At 66.7% G+C, this 15,953-nt stretch carries 13 protein-coding genes; 7 read left to right on the forward strand and 6 right to left on the reverse strand.

Annotation, left to right across the window (positions count from 1 at the left end; all coding sequences use genetic code 11):
- Positions 1–61: 61 nt before the first annotated feature.
- The 3 genes from DEIPR_RS03305 to DEIPR_RS14535 form a co-directional block, all read right to left on the reverse strand.
- Entirely contained in the window at positions 62–1,138 is a 1,077-nt protein-coding gene (locus DEIPR_RS03305; protein ID WP_013614418.1) for a DUF4384 domain-containing protein, read from the reverse strand.
- A gap of 142 nt (positions 1,139–1,280) precedes the next feature.
- Positions 1,281–2,495, reverse strand: a complete 1,215-nt coding sequence (locus DEIPR_RS03310) for an ABC transporter permease (protein WP_013614419.1) — start codon at positions 2,493–2,495, stop codon at positions 1,281–1,283.
- A gap of 91 nt (positions 2,496–2,586) precedes the next feature.
- Positions 2,587–3,156, reverse strand: coding sequence for a 3D domain-containing protein (locus DEIPR_RS14535; protein ID WP_013614420.1), 570 nt, complete (start codon positions 3,154–3,156; stop codon positions 2,587–2,589).
- Positions 3,157–3,804: 648 nt separating this feature from the next.
- Here DEIPR_RS14535 and DEIPR_RS03320 point away from each other — a divergent pair.
- From DEIPR_RS03320 to DEIPR_RS14330, 6 genes are all read left to right on the forward strand, one after another.
- Positions 3,805–4,185 carry a DUF423 domain-containing protein gene (locus DEIPR_RS03320; RefSeq protein WP_013614421.1) on the forward strand — a complete coding sequence of 127 codons (381 nt, stop codon included), beginning with the start codon at positions 3,805–3,807 and terminating at the stop codon, positions 4,183–4,185.
- A 55-nt stretch (positions 4,186–4,240) separates the two neighbouring features.
- A complete protein-coding gene (gene smpB, locus DEIPR_RS03325) occupies positions 4,241–4,672 on the forward strand; it encodes an SsrA-binding protein SmpB (protein ID WP_013614422.1) in 432 nt (143 codons plus the stop codon).
- On the forward strand, positions 4,672–6,117 hold the full coding sequence (locus DEIPR_RS03330; protein WP_013614423.1) for an N-acetylmuramoyl-L-alanine amidase family protein: 1,446 nt from the start codon (positions 4,672–4,674) through the stop codon (positions 6,115–6,117). The genes smpB and DEIPR_RS03330 overlap by 1 nt, the downstream gene beginning before the upstream one ends.
- Positions 6,114–6,662 carry a GerMN domain-containing protein gene (locus DEIPR_RS03335; RefSeq protein ID WP_013614424.1) on the forward strand — a complete coding sequence of 183 codons (549 nt, stop codon included), beginning with the start codon at positions 6,114–6,116 and terminating at the stop codon, positions 6,660–6,662. The genes DEIPR_RS03330 and DEIPR_RS03335 overlap by 4 nt, the downstream gene beginning before the upstream one ends.
- A 115-nt stretch (positions 6,663–6,777) precedes the next feature.
- Complete coding sequence (locus DEIPR_RS03340) at positions 6,778–10,083, forward strand: AAA family ATPase (RefSeq protein WP_013614425.1); 3,306 nt, start codon at positions 6,778–6,780, stop codon at positions 10,081–10,083.
- A gap of 300 nt (positions 10,084–10,383) precedes the next feature.
- On the forward strand, positions 10,384–10,632 hold the full coding sequence (locus DEIPR_RS14330; RefSeq protein WP_174260419.1) for a hypothetical protein: 249 nt from the start codon (positions 10,384–10,386) through the stop codon (positions 10,630–10,632).
- 157 nt (positions 10,633–10,789) lie between these two features.
- Here the strand turns inward: DEIPR_RS14330 and DEIPR_RS03350 are convergent, their stop codons facing one another.
- From DEIPR_RS03350 to DEIPR_RS03360, 3 genes are all read right to left on the reverse strand, one after another.
- The gene (locus DEIPR_RS03350; RefSeq protein WP_013614426.1) at positions 10,790–11,575 is read right to left on the reverse strand and encodes a TIGR00282 family metallophosphoesterase; all 786 of its coding nucleotides are present in this window, start codon (positions 11,573–11,575) and stop codon (positions 10,790–10,792) included.
- Between the two features lie 474 nt (positions 11,576–12,049).
- Positions 12,050–14,317 carry an AAA family ATPase gene (locus DEIPR_RS03355; RefSeq protein ID WP_013614427.1) on the reverse strand — a complete coding sequence of 756 codons (2,268 nt, stop codon included), beginning with the start codon at positions 14,315–14,317 and terminating at the stop codon, positions 12,050–12,052.
- Between the two features lie 9 nt (positions 14,318–14,326).
- Complete coding sequence (locus DEIPR_RS03360) at positions 14,327–14,818, reverse strand: MarR family winged helix-turn-helix transcriptional regulator (RefSeq protein WP_013614428.1); 492 nt, start codon at positions 14,816–14,818, stop codon at positions 14,327–14,329.
- 58 nt (positions 14,819–14,876) lie between these two features.
- On the opposite strand from DEIPR_RS03360, the gene DEIPR_RS03365 reads away from it, so the two are divergent.
- The gene (locus DEIPR_RS03365; protein WP_013614429.1) at positions 14,877–15,911 is read left to right on the forward strand and encodes a hypothetical protein; all 1,035 of its coding nucleotides are present in this window, start codon (positions 14,877–14,879) and stop codon (positions 15,909–15,911) included.
- Positions 15,912–15,953 lie beyond the last annotated feature (42 nt).

Here is a 15,953-nt window from a genome sequence, read left to right on the forward strand (position 1 = left end):
GCTACGGAAAAACCCCTACCCATAGGCAAGGGGTAGGGGTCTGGCCTGAAAGGGGCCGGGTTTAGCGGAACAGCAGGTCCAGCAGGTTGATGGTGGTGGTGCGGGGAGCCTGGCTGAGGTTGATACCGCCGTCACGGTTCACGTTGATGGTGGCGATTTCGGCCGGCTGGTTCGGGGCCACGATCACGATCTGGTACTGGCCGCGCGGCACGCTGGCGGTCACCTGACCGTTGCGGATGGTCCCCACTTCGTTGCCGTTCATGAACACGCGGCCACCGTTCAGGCTGCTGCGCACGGTCACGTTGTAGCTGCCGGCCACCGGAGTCACAGGAGCGGGAGCGGTGCTGCCACGGAAGTCCACGTTCAGGTTGGTGGTGCGGTCGGAAGCGATGTTCACAGTGGTGCGGAAATCAGCGAAGCCGGGGGCGGCAATACGCACCGGGTAGCTGCCAGGGGCAATGCCAGTGTAGGTCCGGTTGGCTCCACCCAGCACGCGGCCATTCAGGATGATGGAGGCGTTGTTCACGTTGGTGCCTACGAACAGGCTGCCGGTACGGACGGGGGTACGCTCGGCCACGTCGAAGAAGGCGGTGTCACTGACCCAGCTGTTCTGGGGCAGGGGGTTCACCACGATGCTCAGGGCCTGTGCCAGGCGCTCTTGGCCGTTCACGTTCACGTCAGCGAACTGGCTCTGGGCAGTGGCGAAGCGGCTGATGTCGTTCAGGCTCAGTTCGTTCAGCGAAGCCAGGGCCAGCACTTTGTTCAGGCCGGCGGGGCCTTCCACGTCAAAGGTGTAGGCAGCGTTGGCGGGAGGGAAAGTCTTGACGGTGTTGGCACGCACGAAGGAGTCGCCCTGGTCCAGCCGGTTGGGCAGAATCTGGCTGACCTTGCCGGCGGCGTCCACGTTAAACAGGTACACGTAGGCGTCACGGTTGGTCTTGACGCTCAGGCGGATGCCTTCGCCGACGCGGTAGGTGGGCACAGCGTTGCCAGTGGTGTCCTTGTCCACGTTCACCTGCACGCTCAGGTCAGGCTGGGTGGGGTTCACGATAATGCTCTGGGCGCTGATGGTCTGCGCACCGGCCGAACCGGCCAGCAGAGTCATGGGAAGCAGGGCTGCTTTGATCGTTTTGTTCATGAGCCCAGGCTACGGCTCCCAACTTGACTCACCGTGAGACCCGGCGCGCGCAAGGTTAATGGTCATTCAGGCCACCGTCAGACCTGTCTGCTTTCTGACAGCTCCGCCGGAAAAAGTACGCCGAACGCCGTGTGGGCAGGCGTCAGCGAATAATCCGGGCCGGTTCGATAGCGGCGGCGCGGCGAGCTGGGATGAGTGCTGCCAGCAGCGTGGTGACGAGGCCCACCGCATTGACCCATAGCAGGTCGCTCAGGCGCACCTGGACCGGCAACGTGGTGATGAAGTACAGGTCACCCGGAATCTGAAACGGGCGCACGGTGAAGTACCCGGCCACCGCCAGCCCCAGCAGGTTGCCCAGCAGCAGCCCGCCCAGGCCCAGCACCAGACCTTCGAGCAGGAAAGTCCGGGTAATGGTTCCCTGAGTGGCCCCGATGGCCCGCAAAATGGCGATTTCCTGCGTCTTCTCGAACACGGCCAGGGTCATCACGTTGGCAATGCCGAACGCTGCCACAATCACAATAAGGAACACCACGAATCCGATGACTTGCTTTTGCAGCCGCAGCTGGTCGAGCAGCGTGCCGTACAGCGACTGCCAGGGCGTGGCAGCGTAGGGCAGCCCGGCAGTCAGGGCCTGGCCCACCTGCGGGGCCTGCTCCGGGTCGGCCAGGCGAATCTGGTAGCCGCTGATGTGGCCGCTGCCCTGCACCTCCTGCAAGGTGCCCAAGCTGGTAAAAGCGTAGCCGGAGTCGATCAGGTAGTTGCCAGTATGAAATACGCCCTTTACCGTCATTTCCCGGCGCTGCTGCCCACTGTTCAGCAGATTGATGTGCTCGCCTGGGTACACTCCGATATTGCGGGCCAGGGCCGCGCCCAGCAGAATCTCGCCGCTGCCCAGCGAGCGCAGCAGCTGGCCTTCCTCAGGCCGCAGTTCCAGCACGTCGGCGGCCTGTGGGCCCACCCCGAACAGGGTGCTGAAGTCGGTGCCGGCCTCCCGGTATTCGTCGGCCGGGCGGGTCAGCAGGGCCTTGTCGGCCAGAAAGGGAGTAAAGGCCGCCACTTCGCTGTTGCCGGCCAGGGCCTGCTCCATGGCCGGGTCCTGGCCGCCTGGGGTATAGGGCTGCACGCTGAGGTGGGGACTGGCCCGCAACGTGGCGCTGACCAGCGCTCCGGTAAAGCCGTTGGTAAGGCTCAGCGCAGCGATCAGCACAGCCACGCCCACCGCAATTCCCGCCACCGTCAGCAGGTTTTGGGTGCGGCGCTTGCTCAGATGGGCGCGGGCCAGCAACCAGGGCAGGCGCCGGGCGCTGGGAGGCGTGGTGGGCAGGTCAGGAGAAGTGGGCACAGCAGGATGCAGCATAACCAAAATGAAGCCCCGCCCAGGCCAGTGTGCTCCGGTAGGCGGGGGAGGAGAGAAGAGAAGGGCAGCCTGCCGGCAAGCCACGAAAGCCTTAACGCACGGCGGTAATGCGGACGCTGCGTACGCCCCACTGCATGGCCTGCGAGCGGGTCGGCATCCAGATATCCACCTGATTCGTCTTGCGGGCGTGCATGGTGTCTTCCACGATAAAGATGCGTCCATTCACATAGGGGTGGCTGCCGTTCAGCGGCGTGATGCGCACGCGGGTGCCGTAGGGGAACAGGCGCAGCATGTCGCGGCTCAGCGCCACCACGCCGGGGCGGGTCCGGGTGCCGGTCGCGGTGATGTGCGGGGTGGCATCGGTCTGGGCCGCGAGGCTGTTGTAGGCCGTGGACTTCAGCACAGCGGTGCGGCCAGCTGGCGCACGGGCACCCAGCACCACGTCGCTGGGCTGCTCCGGTGCCGACTGCAGTGGGCTGAGGGTCACGGCCGGGCTGACATAAGGCAGGGTGCGGGCGGCTTCGCTGCTCAGGGCCGACTGCACGGCGCGGTCGGCCAGCTCGGCGGCGGGAAGGGGCGGCAAGGCCAGGGCGGGGGCACTGAAAGCAGCAGCGCCCAGCGCGGCCGCAGCCAGCGCGGTCAGCATGTTTCGTTGTGACATGGTTCTCCTTGGTACTGCCCCGGGCGGGGCAATCTTACGGTGAGTCCGAATACAGGGGATGAAAACACGGGGCAAAGTCATAAAGGGCCGCCGCGTAAGGCAGAGCTGCTCTGCGCCGCTCTGTCACAGCAGGGCCTCGGGGGACACTCCCCAGATGGCGACCCCGAGGCTAACAAGTTCGGAGGGCGCGGACCTTGCTTCCGATTTCATTTACATGAGAAAAACTCTGTGTTTTTCCGTAACGGCCATATCATCCCTGCCGTTCCCGACTGGAAAATGGGTGCGGTCCAGCCTGGCGCGGGCGGGGATGATCCGGCTTCCCCCATCATAGGAAGTGGTCATGAGAGTGTGATCACACCTATCTGACTGAACCGCTGCACAGGCAGCCGGACAAGCGAGGAAATGTCAGGTTAGTCACCTGCCAGAATTGCTGTAGCACGCTTGTTTCTCCATACCTGGGCCGTCTCATGTTTGGTCGCGGCTCTCATCTGCCAGTCTGGGCCAGGGGAGGGCTGACTGCAGCGGCCTGCGGCGGTGCATGGCGTTCCCTGTGAACAGAGCAGACCTGCCGTGCGGGACAGCCGAACGGCCCGGCGCTGTGAGAGAGCGTGTGAGAGAGCGGTTGAGAGGTGCTCTAGACTGGCCACCATGTCTACTCCTTTGTATACGCCGGTGCCCCGTGCCAGCCGCGCCCTGCCTGCTGGAGCCCTTTGGGGGGCACTGGGCATCGCTCTGGGAGCCTTCGGAGCCCACACGCTGAGCGGCCGCCTGAGCGCGGGCGACCTGGCGATTTTTGAAACCGGCGTGCGTTACCAGATGTACGCGGCCCTGGCCTTGCTGGCCCTGGGCGCGGCAGGGTACGGTGGCTGGCCGGTGCGGCTGCTGCTGCTGGGCAGCCTGATTTTCAGCCTGAGCCTTTACCTGCTGGTGGGGCTGAATGTCCGCTGGCTGGGAGCGGTCACCCCCATCGGCGGAGTACTGATGATTGCGGGCCTGGTCTGGCTGGCGCTGCTGAGCCTGCGGCGCTAGGGGACGCAGCTCTTTGCCAGCGCTCCAGGGTGCTCAGGCAGGGAGCTGCGCTAGAATGCCCCGCGTGTATGTCAATCGCCGCGCAGGCTACGAATATGAACTGCTGGACCGCTACGAAGCCGGCCTGTCCCTGACCGGCAGCGAGGTCAAGAGTATCCGCGCCGGTGGGGTTGATTTCCGGGACGCCTTTGCGCGGCTGAATGGCCGCAATGTAGACCTTGAGGGCCTGTATATTCCGCCCTACAAGGAAGCGACCTACAACAACCACGAGCCACGCCGGCCGCGCCGGCTGCTGCTGCACCGCATGGAAATTGAAAAGATTCGCCGCGCACTGGAGCAAAAGGGCCTGACGCTGGTGCCCACCCGGATGTATCAGCAGGGCCGTTACTTCAAAGTGGAGCTGGCGGTGGCGCGCGGCAAAAAGCTGCATGACAAACGCCGTGCCGACGCCGAGAAGACAGTGCGGCGCGAACTGAGGGAGTACTGATGAAACGAGTGATTGCGGCCAGGAAACCCTGGCAGGTGGCGGTCCTGCTGGCGGCCCTGAGCCTGGGCGGCCTGGGCGCCTGGTATGGCGGCGCCTCGGCGCAGGTGGCCTACAGCAGCCTGACCTTGCAGGGCACCCCGGTGCAGAGCGTGAACCTCTACGGCACCGAATACGTGGACGTGGAAAGCTTGCGGAGCTTGGCGCGGGTGGTGCAGGAAGGCCCTTACCTACGGATCGACGGTTACGGGCATTCCATCGTGCTCCCGATTGATGAGGACGCCTACCGCGCCACCACCGACTTCAACACCATTCAGCTGGACACTGTGCGCGAACAGGGCCGCACCGCGACCTATGTGGACGGTGCTGTGCATGTGCCGCTGGAAGTGGTGGCCCGCACCTTCGGCGCGACCTACAGCTCCGGCACCTTTGCCATGCCGGAGCTGCGCCTGACCGGAGTGAGCAGCTCGGTGGGCACCTCTGCCGACCGGCTGGTGCTGGACTTAACCCAGGACACCGACGTATTTACCGAGCTGCGCGGCAACGATGTGCACGTGGTGGTGCGCGGAGCCGCGGGCGACCAGCGCCGCTACACCACCACCGGCAAGTTCATCTCGGGTGCGCGGGTGATCAAGGACGGCGACGACCTGCGCCTGCGCTTCAGCCTGCCCAAGGACAGCGGCTACCGCATGTACAAGGTGATTCGCCCCGGCAGTGTGCGGGTGGTGGTGGACGCCGGTCCCTCGATTGAGCGCACCGCGCCCGCGCTGCTGGACCGCATCGCCCGGCCCCTGATCGTGATTGAGCCGGTGCTGACCCGGCAGGCCAAGGACGGCGGCAGCGATTTCAGCCTGGACGTGGCCAAAAAGGCGCTGGCCCTCCTGAACGAGGCGGGCTGGCAGGTCAAGCTGACCCGTGACGGGACCAGCGACGCCTCTCTGGACCAGAAGATGGAGCTGGCCCGCCAGAGCGACGTGTACCTGATGCTGGATGTGAGCCACATCGGGGTTGAGGGTGTGGTGGCCCCCGGCGTGAAGGTGTACCAGCAGCTGAGCGAGAACTCCTCGGAGTACGTGGCGAACATCCGCGCCGGGGAGAACCCCGCCTATGCCAGCAATGCTGTGAGCGACCTGGGCGGCACCCGTATCCTGACCGAAGCGCTGGTGAAGGAGCTGGGTACCCAGAGCATCAAGGCGCAGCAGCGGCCCCTGTCCAAGGTGCTCACTCTGGGCGAGGCGCCGCAGGCCGGCTTGCTGCTTGAGCTGGGCAGTCTGGACAGCGCCGATGACGTGGCCGCGCTGGGCGACGACGCTTTCCGCCAGCGCCTGGCGGTGGGTGTGGCCCGCTCGGTGGCCGGCTACCTCTCCAAAAAGGTGGAGAATGCTGCCGTGCTGCCGGAGGGCGGGGCAGCGGCCCCTGTCGGTGAAGGCGAAGGGAGCGGGCAGTGAAGAACGTCTTTTCCTTTTTCAACGTGCTGGCCGCTGGCGTGCTGGCGCTGACCGTGGCGGCGATGAGCTGGGTGAACCGGCCCCCACCCACGCCCGAGGTCCCCAACTACGTGCTGTCCGAGCGTCTGCCGGTAGAAGTGCCGGTGTACTACCTCGACGCCGGCGGCCAGAAGCTGGTGAGCGAGAAGCGCAACGTGCCGGTGGTGCAGGGCGACCAGAACGCCCAGGGCACGGCGGAAGCGGCGCTGACCGTGTGGAGCCAGGGGCCGTCCACGGCCGGGCTAAAGGCGGCGGTGCCCGCCGAGCTGCCGGTGCCCCGTGTGTGGCTGCGCGGCGACAATTACTTCGTCAGCCTGCCTGCGGCCTACCGTGACCTGGGCTACTCGGTCAGCGGGGAATACCTGATGCTGTGTTCCATGACCCGCACCCTGCTGGAAAAACAGGGCCTGGACGTCACTTTCCTGGTAGAGGGCAAGAACGTGACCACCATCGGTCAGGTGGACCTGCGCCAGCCGCTGAACCGTCAGGACTGCAAGGACCTGTGATGGTCTAAGGGTCCAAGAGTCTGAAGGTCTAGGGAAAGAGAGGCCAGCGCGGGCACCTTCTTTATCTGTTTCCCCTTAGACCTTTCGACTTTTTGGCCCTTAGACCCTTTATCCCATGATCGATTCCCTCACTCTTCACGGTTTCAAGAGCTTTTCGCAGCGCACCCACATCGAGTTCGAGCCGGGTATCACGGCCGTCATCGGCCCCAACGGGTCAGGCAAGAGCAATGTGGTCGAGGCGCTGCGCTGGGTCACGCATGGAGCGCGGGCGCGGGAGCTGCGGGCCGGGCGGGCCACCGAGCTGATTTTCCACGGCGGCAGTGGCGCTGGGCGGGCGCCGCTGGGCTTGGCCGAAGTGCAGGCCGAGCTGCGCCACGCAGGCAGCGCGGTTCATCTGAGCCGCCGCATCTACCGCGACGGGACGTCCGAGCAGGAGCTGGGCGGGCGTAGCGTGCGGGTCCGCGATATTCATGCGGCGCTGCGTGGCACTGGCCTGGGGCCCGGTGGGCTGGCGGTGATTGGTCAGGGTGAGGTGAGCGGGGTGGTGCAGGCCGAGGGGTCCAAGCTGCTGGGCTACCTGCAGGAGGCGGCGGGGCTGTCGCGCTCGGTGGCGGCCCGTGAGGAGACCGCTGCCCTGCTGGCCGAGGCCGAGCGGCACCTGGCAGACCTGGGCCTGGTACAGGCCGAGCGCCAAAGTGGGCTTGAACGGCTGCGGCGGGCGGCTGAAGCGGCGCTGCGCTGGCGCGAGCTGAGTGCCCGGCAAGCGCTTCTGGACGCCGCCCAGGAACGTGAAAAGCAGCTGGCCCTGCGCCGTGAGCTGGACGCGGCCCGCCAGGAAGCGGAGCGCCAGGAGGCCACTTCGCAGGAGCTGGGTCAGGGGCTGGGAGAGGCCGCCGCCCAGGCGGAAGCGGCCCGCGAGGCTCTGGCGCAGGCCCGCGCTGCCGCCCGTGCCCGTCAGGACGCGCTGGCCGCGCTGAACGCCGCCGAGCAGGCCCATGCCCAGGCGGCGCGCTACGGCGAACACCTGCACCAGGAAGCGGCCCGCCTGGAGGCAGAGCTGGAGGCCTTGCCGGCCCAGGCCCCTGCCGAAGCGGCCCCTGACCTGACCGAGTTGACCCGTGCCGTGCAGGAGGCCCGCTCCCGCGCCGAGGCCGCCGAAGCCCAGGCCCGCCAGCTGGAACGCCGCTTGACCGAAGGCCGCGAAGCCGAGCTGCGCCGCACCCAGGCCCAGGCCCGCAGCGAGGCGGACCGCGCCGCCCTGACCCGCGAGCAGGAGCGGGTGGCTCAGGCGTTGGCCGCGCTGGAAGGAGACCTGGACCGTGTCAACGCCGACCTGGTCAGCGCCTCTGCTGAGCGGGAGCGGCAGGCTGCGGCGCTGGCTGAGGCGCAGGCGCAGGCGGCTGCGCGTGAGGCCCGCCGCCAGGAAGCTGCCGCCGAACGCACCCGCCTGCAGGCTGGGCTGGCTCCGCTGCGCCGCGAACTGGAGCGCCTGGAGGCGGCACTGAACGCCTATTCGCGCTACGGCGAGGGCGCCCGCAATGCGCTGCGGCTGGACCACCCCGGCATCGTGGGCAGTGTGGCGGACGTGCTGACCGTGCCTGCCAAGCTGGAGACTGCCGTGACGGCCGCGCTGGGCCGCCGGCTGGAACAGGTGGTGGTGCAGACTGCGGACGACGCCAGGAGCATCATTACCGAGCTGAAACGGCAGGGCGGGCGGGCCACCTTCTTGCCGCTGGAACTGCTGCATGAGCGCTCCCGCCGTGACGCTCCACTGCTGCGGGAAGCTGGCGTGGTGGGGAACCTGGCCGACCTTTGCCCTACCGACCCGCCGCTGGTGGGCCGCTCGCTGCTGTCTGACACCCTGATCGTGGACACGCTGGACACCGCGAACCGGCTGGCGCGGGCGCACCGGCAGCGGCCCCGTCTGGTCACGCTGGGCGGCGAGGTGGTGGAGCCGTCTGGAGCCATGACCGGCGGGCGGCTGCGCGATTCCGGCAGCAGTGTGCTGGCCGACCAGCGGCGCTTTCAGGAACTGGCAGATGAGGTGGACGCCGCCGAAGCAGGTGTGCAAAAGGCTGAGGCTGCCCTGGCGGCCTTGAACGAGGACGAAGGAGGCGCCGACCTGCCTGCACTGACCGCTGCCCATGCCGCCGCTCAGGCCGCCGAGCGTGAACTGGGCGTGCAGGCCCGCGAACTGGCAGCCCGGCAGCGCTCGCTAGAAGGTGACGCAGCGCGGCTGGCTGAGGGATTGGCTGCACTGTCTGCGCCTGCCTCTGTCACGCCTGCTGAAACCGACTCCACTACCTTGGAAGCTGACCTGACCGTCTACCGTGCCGAAGCCGAGCAGGCCCGCGCCGCCGAACGTGCCGCCGCTGAAGCGCTGGCGCTGGGCCGCGAACTGGGAGCACTGTGGCAGGCCTACCGCCAGGCGGAAAGCCGCCGCGCCGAGGTGCAGACCCGTCTGGGTGCCAATGCCGTGGCCGCCGCCGAGCAGGCCGGGCATATCGCGGCCGCCGCTGCCGAGGCGGAGCGCCGCCGCGCCGCGCTGGGCGACTTCGACCCGCAGGAGGTGGCCCGCGCCGAGGCCGAGCAGTCCCGCACTGCCGACGCCTACGCTGCCCGGATTGCCGCTCAGAACCGGGCCCGTGCCCGGCTGGAGGAACTGCGCCTGACCATTGCCCGGCGCGAGGGTGGGCTGGGAGCCATCCCTGAGGGCTGCTCCCCGCCTGGTACCCCCCGCGAATGGGCGCACGAACTGGGCCGCCTGCGCTCCGAGCTGGAAGCGCTGGGGCCGGTCAACGCCCGCGCCGAGGCCGACTACCAGGCGGGACAGGCCGAGTGGACGGCCACCCAGGCCGAGCTGGACGACGCTCAGGCCGCCGCTACCGAACTGCGCGGCCAGCTGGACGAACTCTCCGGCCTGGAGGACGCCGCCACCCGTCAGGCACTGGACACTGTGGCCGCCGCCTTCGCCCGCTACGCTGCCGAATTGCTGGGCGGCAGCGGGGAGCTGCAGGCCGAACAGGACGGGGCCGGCCGGATCAGTGGGCTGACGCTGGCGGTGCAGCCGGGGGGTAAGCGCACCCGCTCCATGACCCTGCTCAGCGCCGGTGAGCGCACGATGGCCGGGCTGGCTTTCCTGTTCGCACTCAACCATGCCGGCGGCGAGGACACCACCGGCGGCCTTCCTCTGGCCGTGCTGGACGAAGTGGACGCCCCACTGGACGAGGCCAACATCCGCCGCTTTACCGCCTTCTTGACCCGCTTTGCCGCGCAGGGGACACAGTTCATCCTGATTACCCACCAAAAAGCCACCATGGAAGTGGCCGATACCCTCTGGGGCGTGACCACCGACGGCGGTGGCGTGAGCCGGGTGCTAAGTATCCGCCAGGCGAGCGAAGGCGCGGCGCTGGTCCGCTGACGCTCAGCGAGTAAGGCTGAAAACCAGGGTGTCCCACAGCGCTGTTCCGTCTGCCGAAACGGTGTCATTCACCAGGTGGGCGTCTAGTGCATAGCCTAGCCGCTCCGGAATACGGCGCGGGCGCCTGTTGAGCGGGTCACAGCGAATTTCCAGCCTGCGGAAGCCCAGGCCACCTTCCTCCTGCGCGGCCAGCCCGAAGCGGATAAGGAGCCTGCGCCACTTCCAGCGCGTAGCCCTGGCCGGTGTGGAGAGTCGCTATCCAGTAGCCTATTCCCCTTTGGGCACCCGCCAGTCCAGCGCATGAAAGCCGCTGGACCCGGTGAATTCGCACCCTGCCGCGTCCTAGACGTGGTAGCGCAGTTCTTCGCCCGCTTCAAAGTGCTCGGCCGCCGCCATCAGGTTCTCGCGGATGCTGTCAGCGTCGGCTCGGCCTGCGCCCAGACCATCCAGCGCCGCAGCTCGGCCCGTGAGGCAAGCTGCGCGGCCAGCGAAGCCTCCGCGTCGGCGGGGGAGGGGCGGCGCAGCAGCAGGCGGGCGGTACGGAGTTAATTACTCCGATTAATTCGTGTACCTTTCACGAATTAATCTGCCCAGAGGGCATAGGAGTAAATATGGATTTCGCGGTATGCAAGCACAGGCGGCGTTTTTCCGACTGTGCTGGAATGGAGCGGAATCCGTATGTTGGGGGCAGGCTGGCGCATGGAGCCTAGTCCTCGTTTTCCTCCTCGTACCTGTACCGCTCGATGCCCAGGCAGCGATTTCCGGAAATCTCCAGGCTGACCCCGTTGAGCATGGCGGGGCCTTCCGCCACCTGAAAGCGGTGCCGGCGCTCGGTCAGGAAGGCCTGCAGCGGCTCGGCGGGGTTCGCGCCGATCACGCTGTTCACCGGCCCGGTAAAGCCGGCGTCGGTCTGAAAGCCGGTGCCCTGCGGCAAGATGCGCGTGTCAGCCGTAGCAACGTGGGTGTGGGTGCCAATCACGGCGGCCACCCGCCCGTCCAGGTGCCAGCCCATCGCCGCCTTTTCGCTGGTGGTTTCGGCGTGGAAATCCACGAACACGCTGCCCAGGTCGTCCCGTTTCAGCAGTTCGTCCATGGCGGTAAAGGGATTGGCACTCTCGCCCATAAAGACCCGGCCCAGCAGGTTCACCACTGTCAGCCGTTCGCCGGCTTCGCCTACCTCGAAGGTGCGCCACCCCACGCCCGGCGTCTCCGGGTCCGAATAGTTCAGCGGGCGCACGATAGGGAATTTGTGCGGTTGCCCCAGCAGCAGCCCGATGTCCCTGTGGTCCCAGGCATGGTTGCCCAGCGTGAGGCAATTCGCGCCCGCTTCCAGCAGCCGGGTGGCAGCGTCGAAATGCACGCCGAAGCCCCCGGCCGAGTTCTCGGCGTTCACAATCACGAAGTCGTAGCGCGGGGCAATCAGCGGCAGGTGCTCGCCTGCCACTCGCCGCCCCGGTTGCCCGTATACATCACCCACAAAAAGGACCTTCATCGCGGGTCAGCTTAGCGCGGGCGGAGTGTAGGTCTGGCGGCATGAGCAGGATGCTGCTGGCTGTGACTTTCACGGCACTTGCTGGATGCGCCCCACAGCTCGCCTTGCCTCAGCAGCTGGACGGTCTGACCCGCTTGAAAAAGGTGCCGGCGACAGAGTCTGATGCCGCCCAGGCAGGACTGCGGCAGTGGATGTCCCGAATGCCGCAGGGGGTGACGTGCCAGGAGGAAGGCATTTATCAGGTCGCTGCCCAGGACGCTGCGGCACTCCTGCAAGGCTGGCCTGAGCAAAATGGAGGCTCTCGTTCAGCGTGCAGCAGAGGAACGTAGGGAACGCAGCCAAAGTGGACCTGGTTTGGCCGCAAGACCCAAAACTTGGGGGAGAGGGAGGGCCTATCCGGGCTTTGGGCGACCAGCCTCTCACGCCAGACCAGAGTCCCCTAGCACTCTGTGCCCTGGCAGAGACTGCACGAAGTCAAGTGGCGGGGCCTTTCAGGGCATTCCCCTTCACATCCAGCCGCACCTCGCTGCCCTTGACGCCCACTTTCACCTTTCCGCCCTGCCGCAGCTCTCCGAACAGCAATTCGTCGGCCAGCGGGCGCTTGAGCCTTTGCTCAATCACGCGGGCGAGGGGCCGTGCGCCCAGCAGCGGGTCGTAGCCCAGTTCGGCCAGCCGCTCGCGGGCGGCGGGGGTGAGGGTCAGCACCACCTTCTTCTCGACCAGTTGCGCGGCGAGTTCGCGCACGAATTTGTCCACCACGCTGCCCATCACCTCGCGGGAAAGCGGCGCAAAACCAATCACCGCGTCCAGCCGGTTGCGGAATTCGGGCGAGAAGGTGCGCTTCACCGCTTCAGCTTCCTCCCCGGCACGACTCACGCGGCCAAAGCCCAAGGCGGGGCGGCTGGCGTCGGCGGCTCCGGCGTTGGTGGTGAAGATAATCAGCAGCCCGCGCCCGTCCACTTTCTTACCCGCGTGGTCGGTCAGGGTGCCGTAGTCCATCAGTTGCAGGAAGATGTTGAAGATGTCGGGGTGCGCCTTTTCCACCTCGTCCAGCAGCAGCACGGCGTGCGGGTTTTTGGCGACGGCGTCGGTCAGCAGGCCGCCTTGGTCAAAGCCCACGTAACCGGGAGGTGCCCCAATCAGGCGGGCGACGGTGTGCGCCTCGCCGTATTCGGACATGTCAAAGCGGATGAGTTCTACGCCTAGGCGGTCGGCCAGCGCGCGGGCGAGTTCGGTTTTGCCCACCCCCGTCGGCCCTGCGAAGAGGAACATCCCCTGCGGCTTCTGCGGGTCGCGCAGGCCCGCGCGGGCGAGCTTGACGGCGGAGGCGACGGCTTCCACCGCCTTGTCCTGCCCGAACACCCGGGCGGCGAGGTCACTTTCCAGCGTGGCGAGCGAGGAGACTTCCTCCGCCTTCACCGCGCCGACGGGGACGCGGGCCATGCGCGCTACGGTCGCTTCAATGTCGGTCACGCCGATTTCGCCGCCCTTACCAGCGCTGGAGCGGGCCGCCCCTGCCTCGTCCAGCACGTCAATCGCCTTGTCGGGCAGGAAACGGTCGCGCAGGTAGCGGCTGCTGAGGCTCACCGCCGCTTGCAGTGCATCGGGCGTGTACGCAACGCCGTGGTGCGCGGCATATTTCGGCGCAAGGCCGCTCAGAATCTTGACGGCGTCCTCCTCGCTCGGTTCGGGCACGTCCACCGTCTGGAAGCGCCGCCACAGGGCGCGGTCTTTTTCTAGATGGCGCACCTCGGCGGGGGTGGTGGCTCCCAACAACCTCAGTTTGCCGCGTGCCAGCGCAGGTTTGAGCAGGTTCGCCGCGTCCATGCTGCTGCCCTCGGTGGCCCCCGCGCCGACGATGGTGTGGAGTTCGTCCACGAACAGCACCGCATTTTCACCGTCCAGCGCGTGCAGCACGGCTTTGAGGCGCTGCTCGAAGTCGCCTCGGTAGCGGGTGCCCGCCAAGAGCGCACCTAAATCCAGCGCGTAGACGGCGGCCCCCTTCAGGAACTTCGGCACGTCGCCCGCCACGATGCGCTGCGCGAGGGCTTCGGCCAAAGCCGTTTTGCCGACGCCGGGTTCGCCCACCAGCACGGGATTATTTTTGCCGCGCCGCGCCAGAATGTGAATGACGCGCTCCAGTTCCTGCTCGCGTCCAATCACGGGGTCAAATTCGCCGTTCCCAGCGGCTTCGGTGAGGTTCTGGGTGTACGCCTCCAAGGGGTTTTCCTCGGCAGGCGCTTCGGCGGCGGTCAGGTCGCCGTCCACCCCCGCCACGCGGCGCTCACGGCTGCGGCCCGCCACCTTCGCCACTCCGTGCGAGACGTAGTTCAGCACGTCCAGCCGCGTCACCCCCTGAGCCTCTAGCGCGGCGCGGGCGGGGCTGTCCTCTTCTTCCAGCAACTCCACCAACACCCGCGCCCCGTCTGCCTTTTCGCTGTTTTTGCTTCCTGGGCCCTTGCCGCTGGCGTGCAGTTGCAGCACCGCGCCCTGCACCACGCGGTGAACGCCCAGCGTGAAGTCCGGCTCGGGGTCGTCTAGGATGTCCAACTCCGCGAGGTCGTCTTCCAGCGCAGCCCGCAACTTGGCGAAGTCCACGCCCAGCGCGCTCAGGGCGTCTTTGGCTTCCTCGTCGTCCAGCAGCGCGAGCAGGAGGTGTTCCAGCGTCACGTACTCGTGCCCTTCGCTGCGGGCAAGGTCGGCGGCGCGTTGGATGGTGTCTTGCAGGTGGTCGGAAATCATGGCGTCCCTCTATTGTGGCGTGCCGGGGCCAGATAGACCATGAGCGCGGACGCGGGCGGTCTGCCCCGCGCGGCGCAGGGTTTGCAGGGCGGCGTACAGGTCGGCCCGCTCGGTCTCGGAGAGTTCGGCGTCCAGAAAGCGCACCAGCCACGCAGCGCGGCGCTCGCGGAGTTCGGCCAAGGCTTTTGCGCCTGCCTCGGTCAGCGTGAGCGCAATTCGTCGTCCGTCGCCCTGCACGGGTTGCGTCTGCACCAGTGCCAGTTCCCGAAGTTGATGCACCGCCGTATTCATGGACTGCGGCGTGACCAGTTCGGCGCGGGCGAGTTCGGCGCTGGTCATCGCGGGCTGGCGCTCCAGATGGCTCAGCACCGCCCACTGGGTCAGCGAAAGTTCGGACTCCTGATTTCCGGCGAGGCGCAGTTGGCGGGCCAACGCCCAAGTGATGGTCATCAGTTCGTCGGCCAGCATCGGGGTATCCAGAGCGTCGGGTTGAGGTGACATATCATCAGTCTACATTATCAGTTTGACTTATAAGTTTGCCTGACGTAAAGTATCCCCCATGTCTGCTCACGGCTCCTCTGCTGCCCAACCCGTGCCGATGAACACGGTGATTTCCCACATGGTGCCCACGTTTCTGATGGGCCTGATCATGACCATTGCCTACCTCGCCGGATTTCACCGCCCCGACCCTCACCATGTGCCGATTGCGGTGGTCGGGTCCGGCTCTGCCGCCCTCCACACCATGCGGAGCCTGCAAGAGGGCCTCGGCGAGCGCGTCAGCCTGACCATGCTGCCCACCCGGGAAGCTGCACGAGCCGCGATAAACAACCTGCAGATTTCGGGGGCGTTCATTCCGGGCAAAACGGGCGCAGAGGTGCTGGTCGCACCCGCTGCTTCGGATACCACCGCGATGATCGTGCAGCGGATGTTTGAAGCCGTGTCGCACAAGACGGGTCTGCCCGTCAAATTCACCAACGTCCTGCCCGTGTTGACCAATGACCCCATCGGCCAGAACGCCTTTTTCTTTCTCGTCGCCCTGAGTGTGACGAGCTACGCCATCGGGATTGCAATCGCGGCGGCGGGGGCCACACGGACTTGGCGCGAGCGGCTGATGCTGGCACTCGGCGCGGCGGCGCTGATTACGGTGGTGGAAGGTTGGCTGGCTGTCGGCGTCTTCGGCATGTTTGCGGGGCACGCGCTGGCGGCCCTCGGCATCACCTTCATGTACTCGCTGGCGGTAATTCTCTTCGCGGTGGGCCTGCACCCGCTGCTGGGCCGCTTCAGCACGATGGTTTACGCGGCCCTCTTCGTGTCGCTGAACTTCACGTCCAGCGGCGGCGTCTTCGAGACGATGATGCAGCCTGCCTTTTTCCAGTGGCTCGGCAAATTCTGGATCGGCTCGGGCTTCATCGACATCATGCGCCGCATCGTCTACTTCCCCGGCCTGAGCCTCACAGGACCGCTGACCATCCTTTCCGGCTGGATGATGCTGGGTGCACTGGCGGTAGTGGTGGGCATCTGGTACGAAAACCGCCACCGCCCCCGCCCGCTGACGGGGGAGGAACTGGAACTGGAAGAGGACGTGGCGGTGTAAAAAGGCAACCAGGGAAGGACGGGTTCAACAGCGTCTTTCCCG

The organism is Deinococcus proteolyticus MRP (genome assembly GCF_000190555.1).
GTDB lineage: Bacteria > Deinococcota > Deinococci > Deinococcales > Deinococcaceae > Deinococcus > Deinococcus proteolyticus.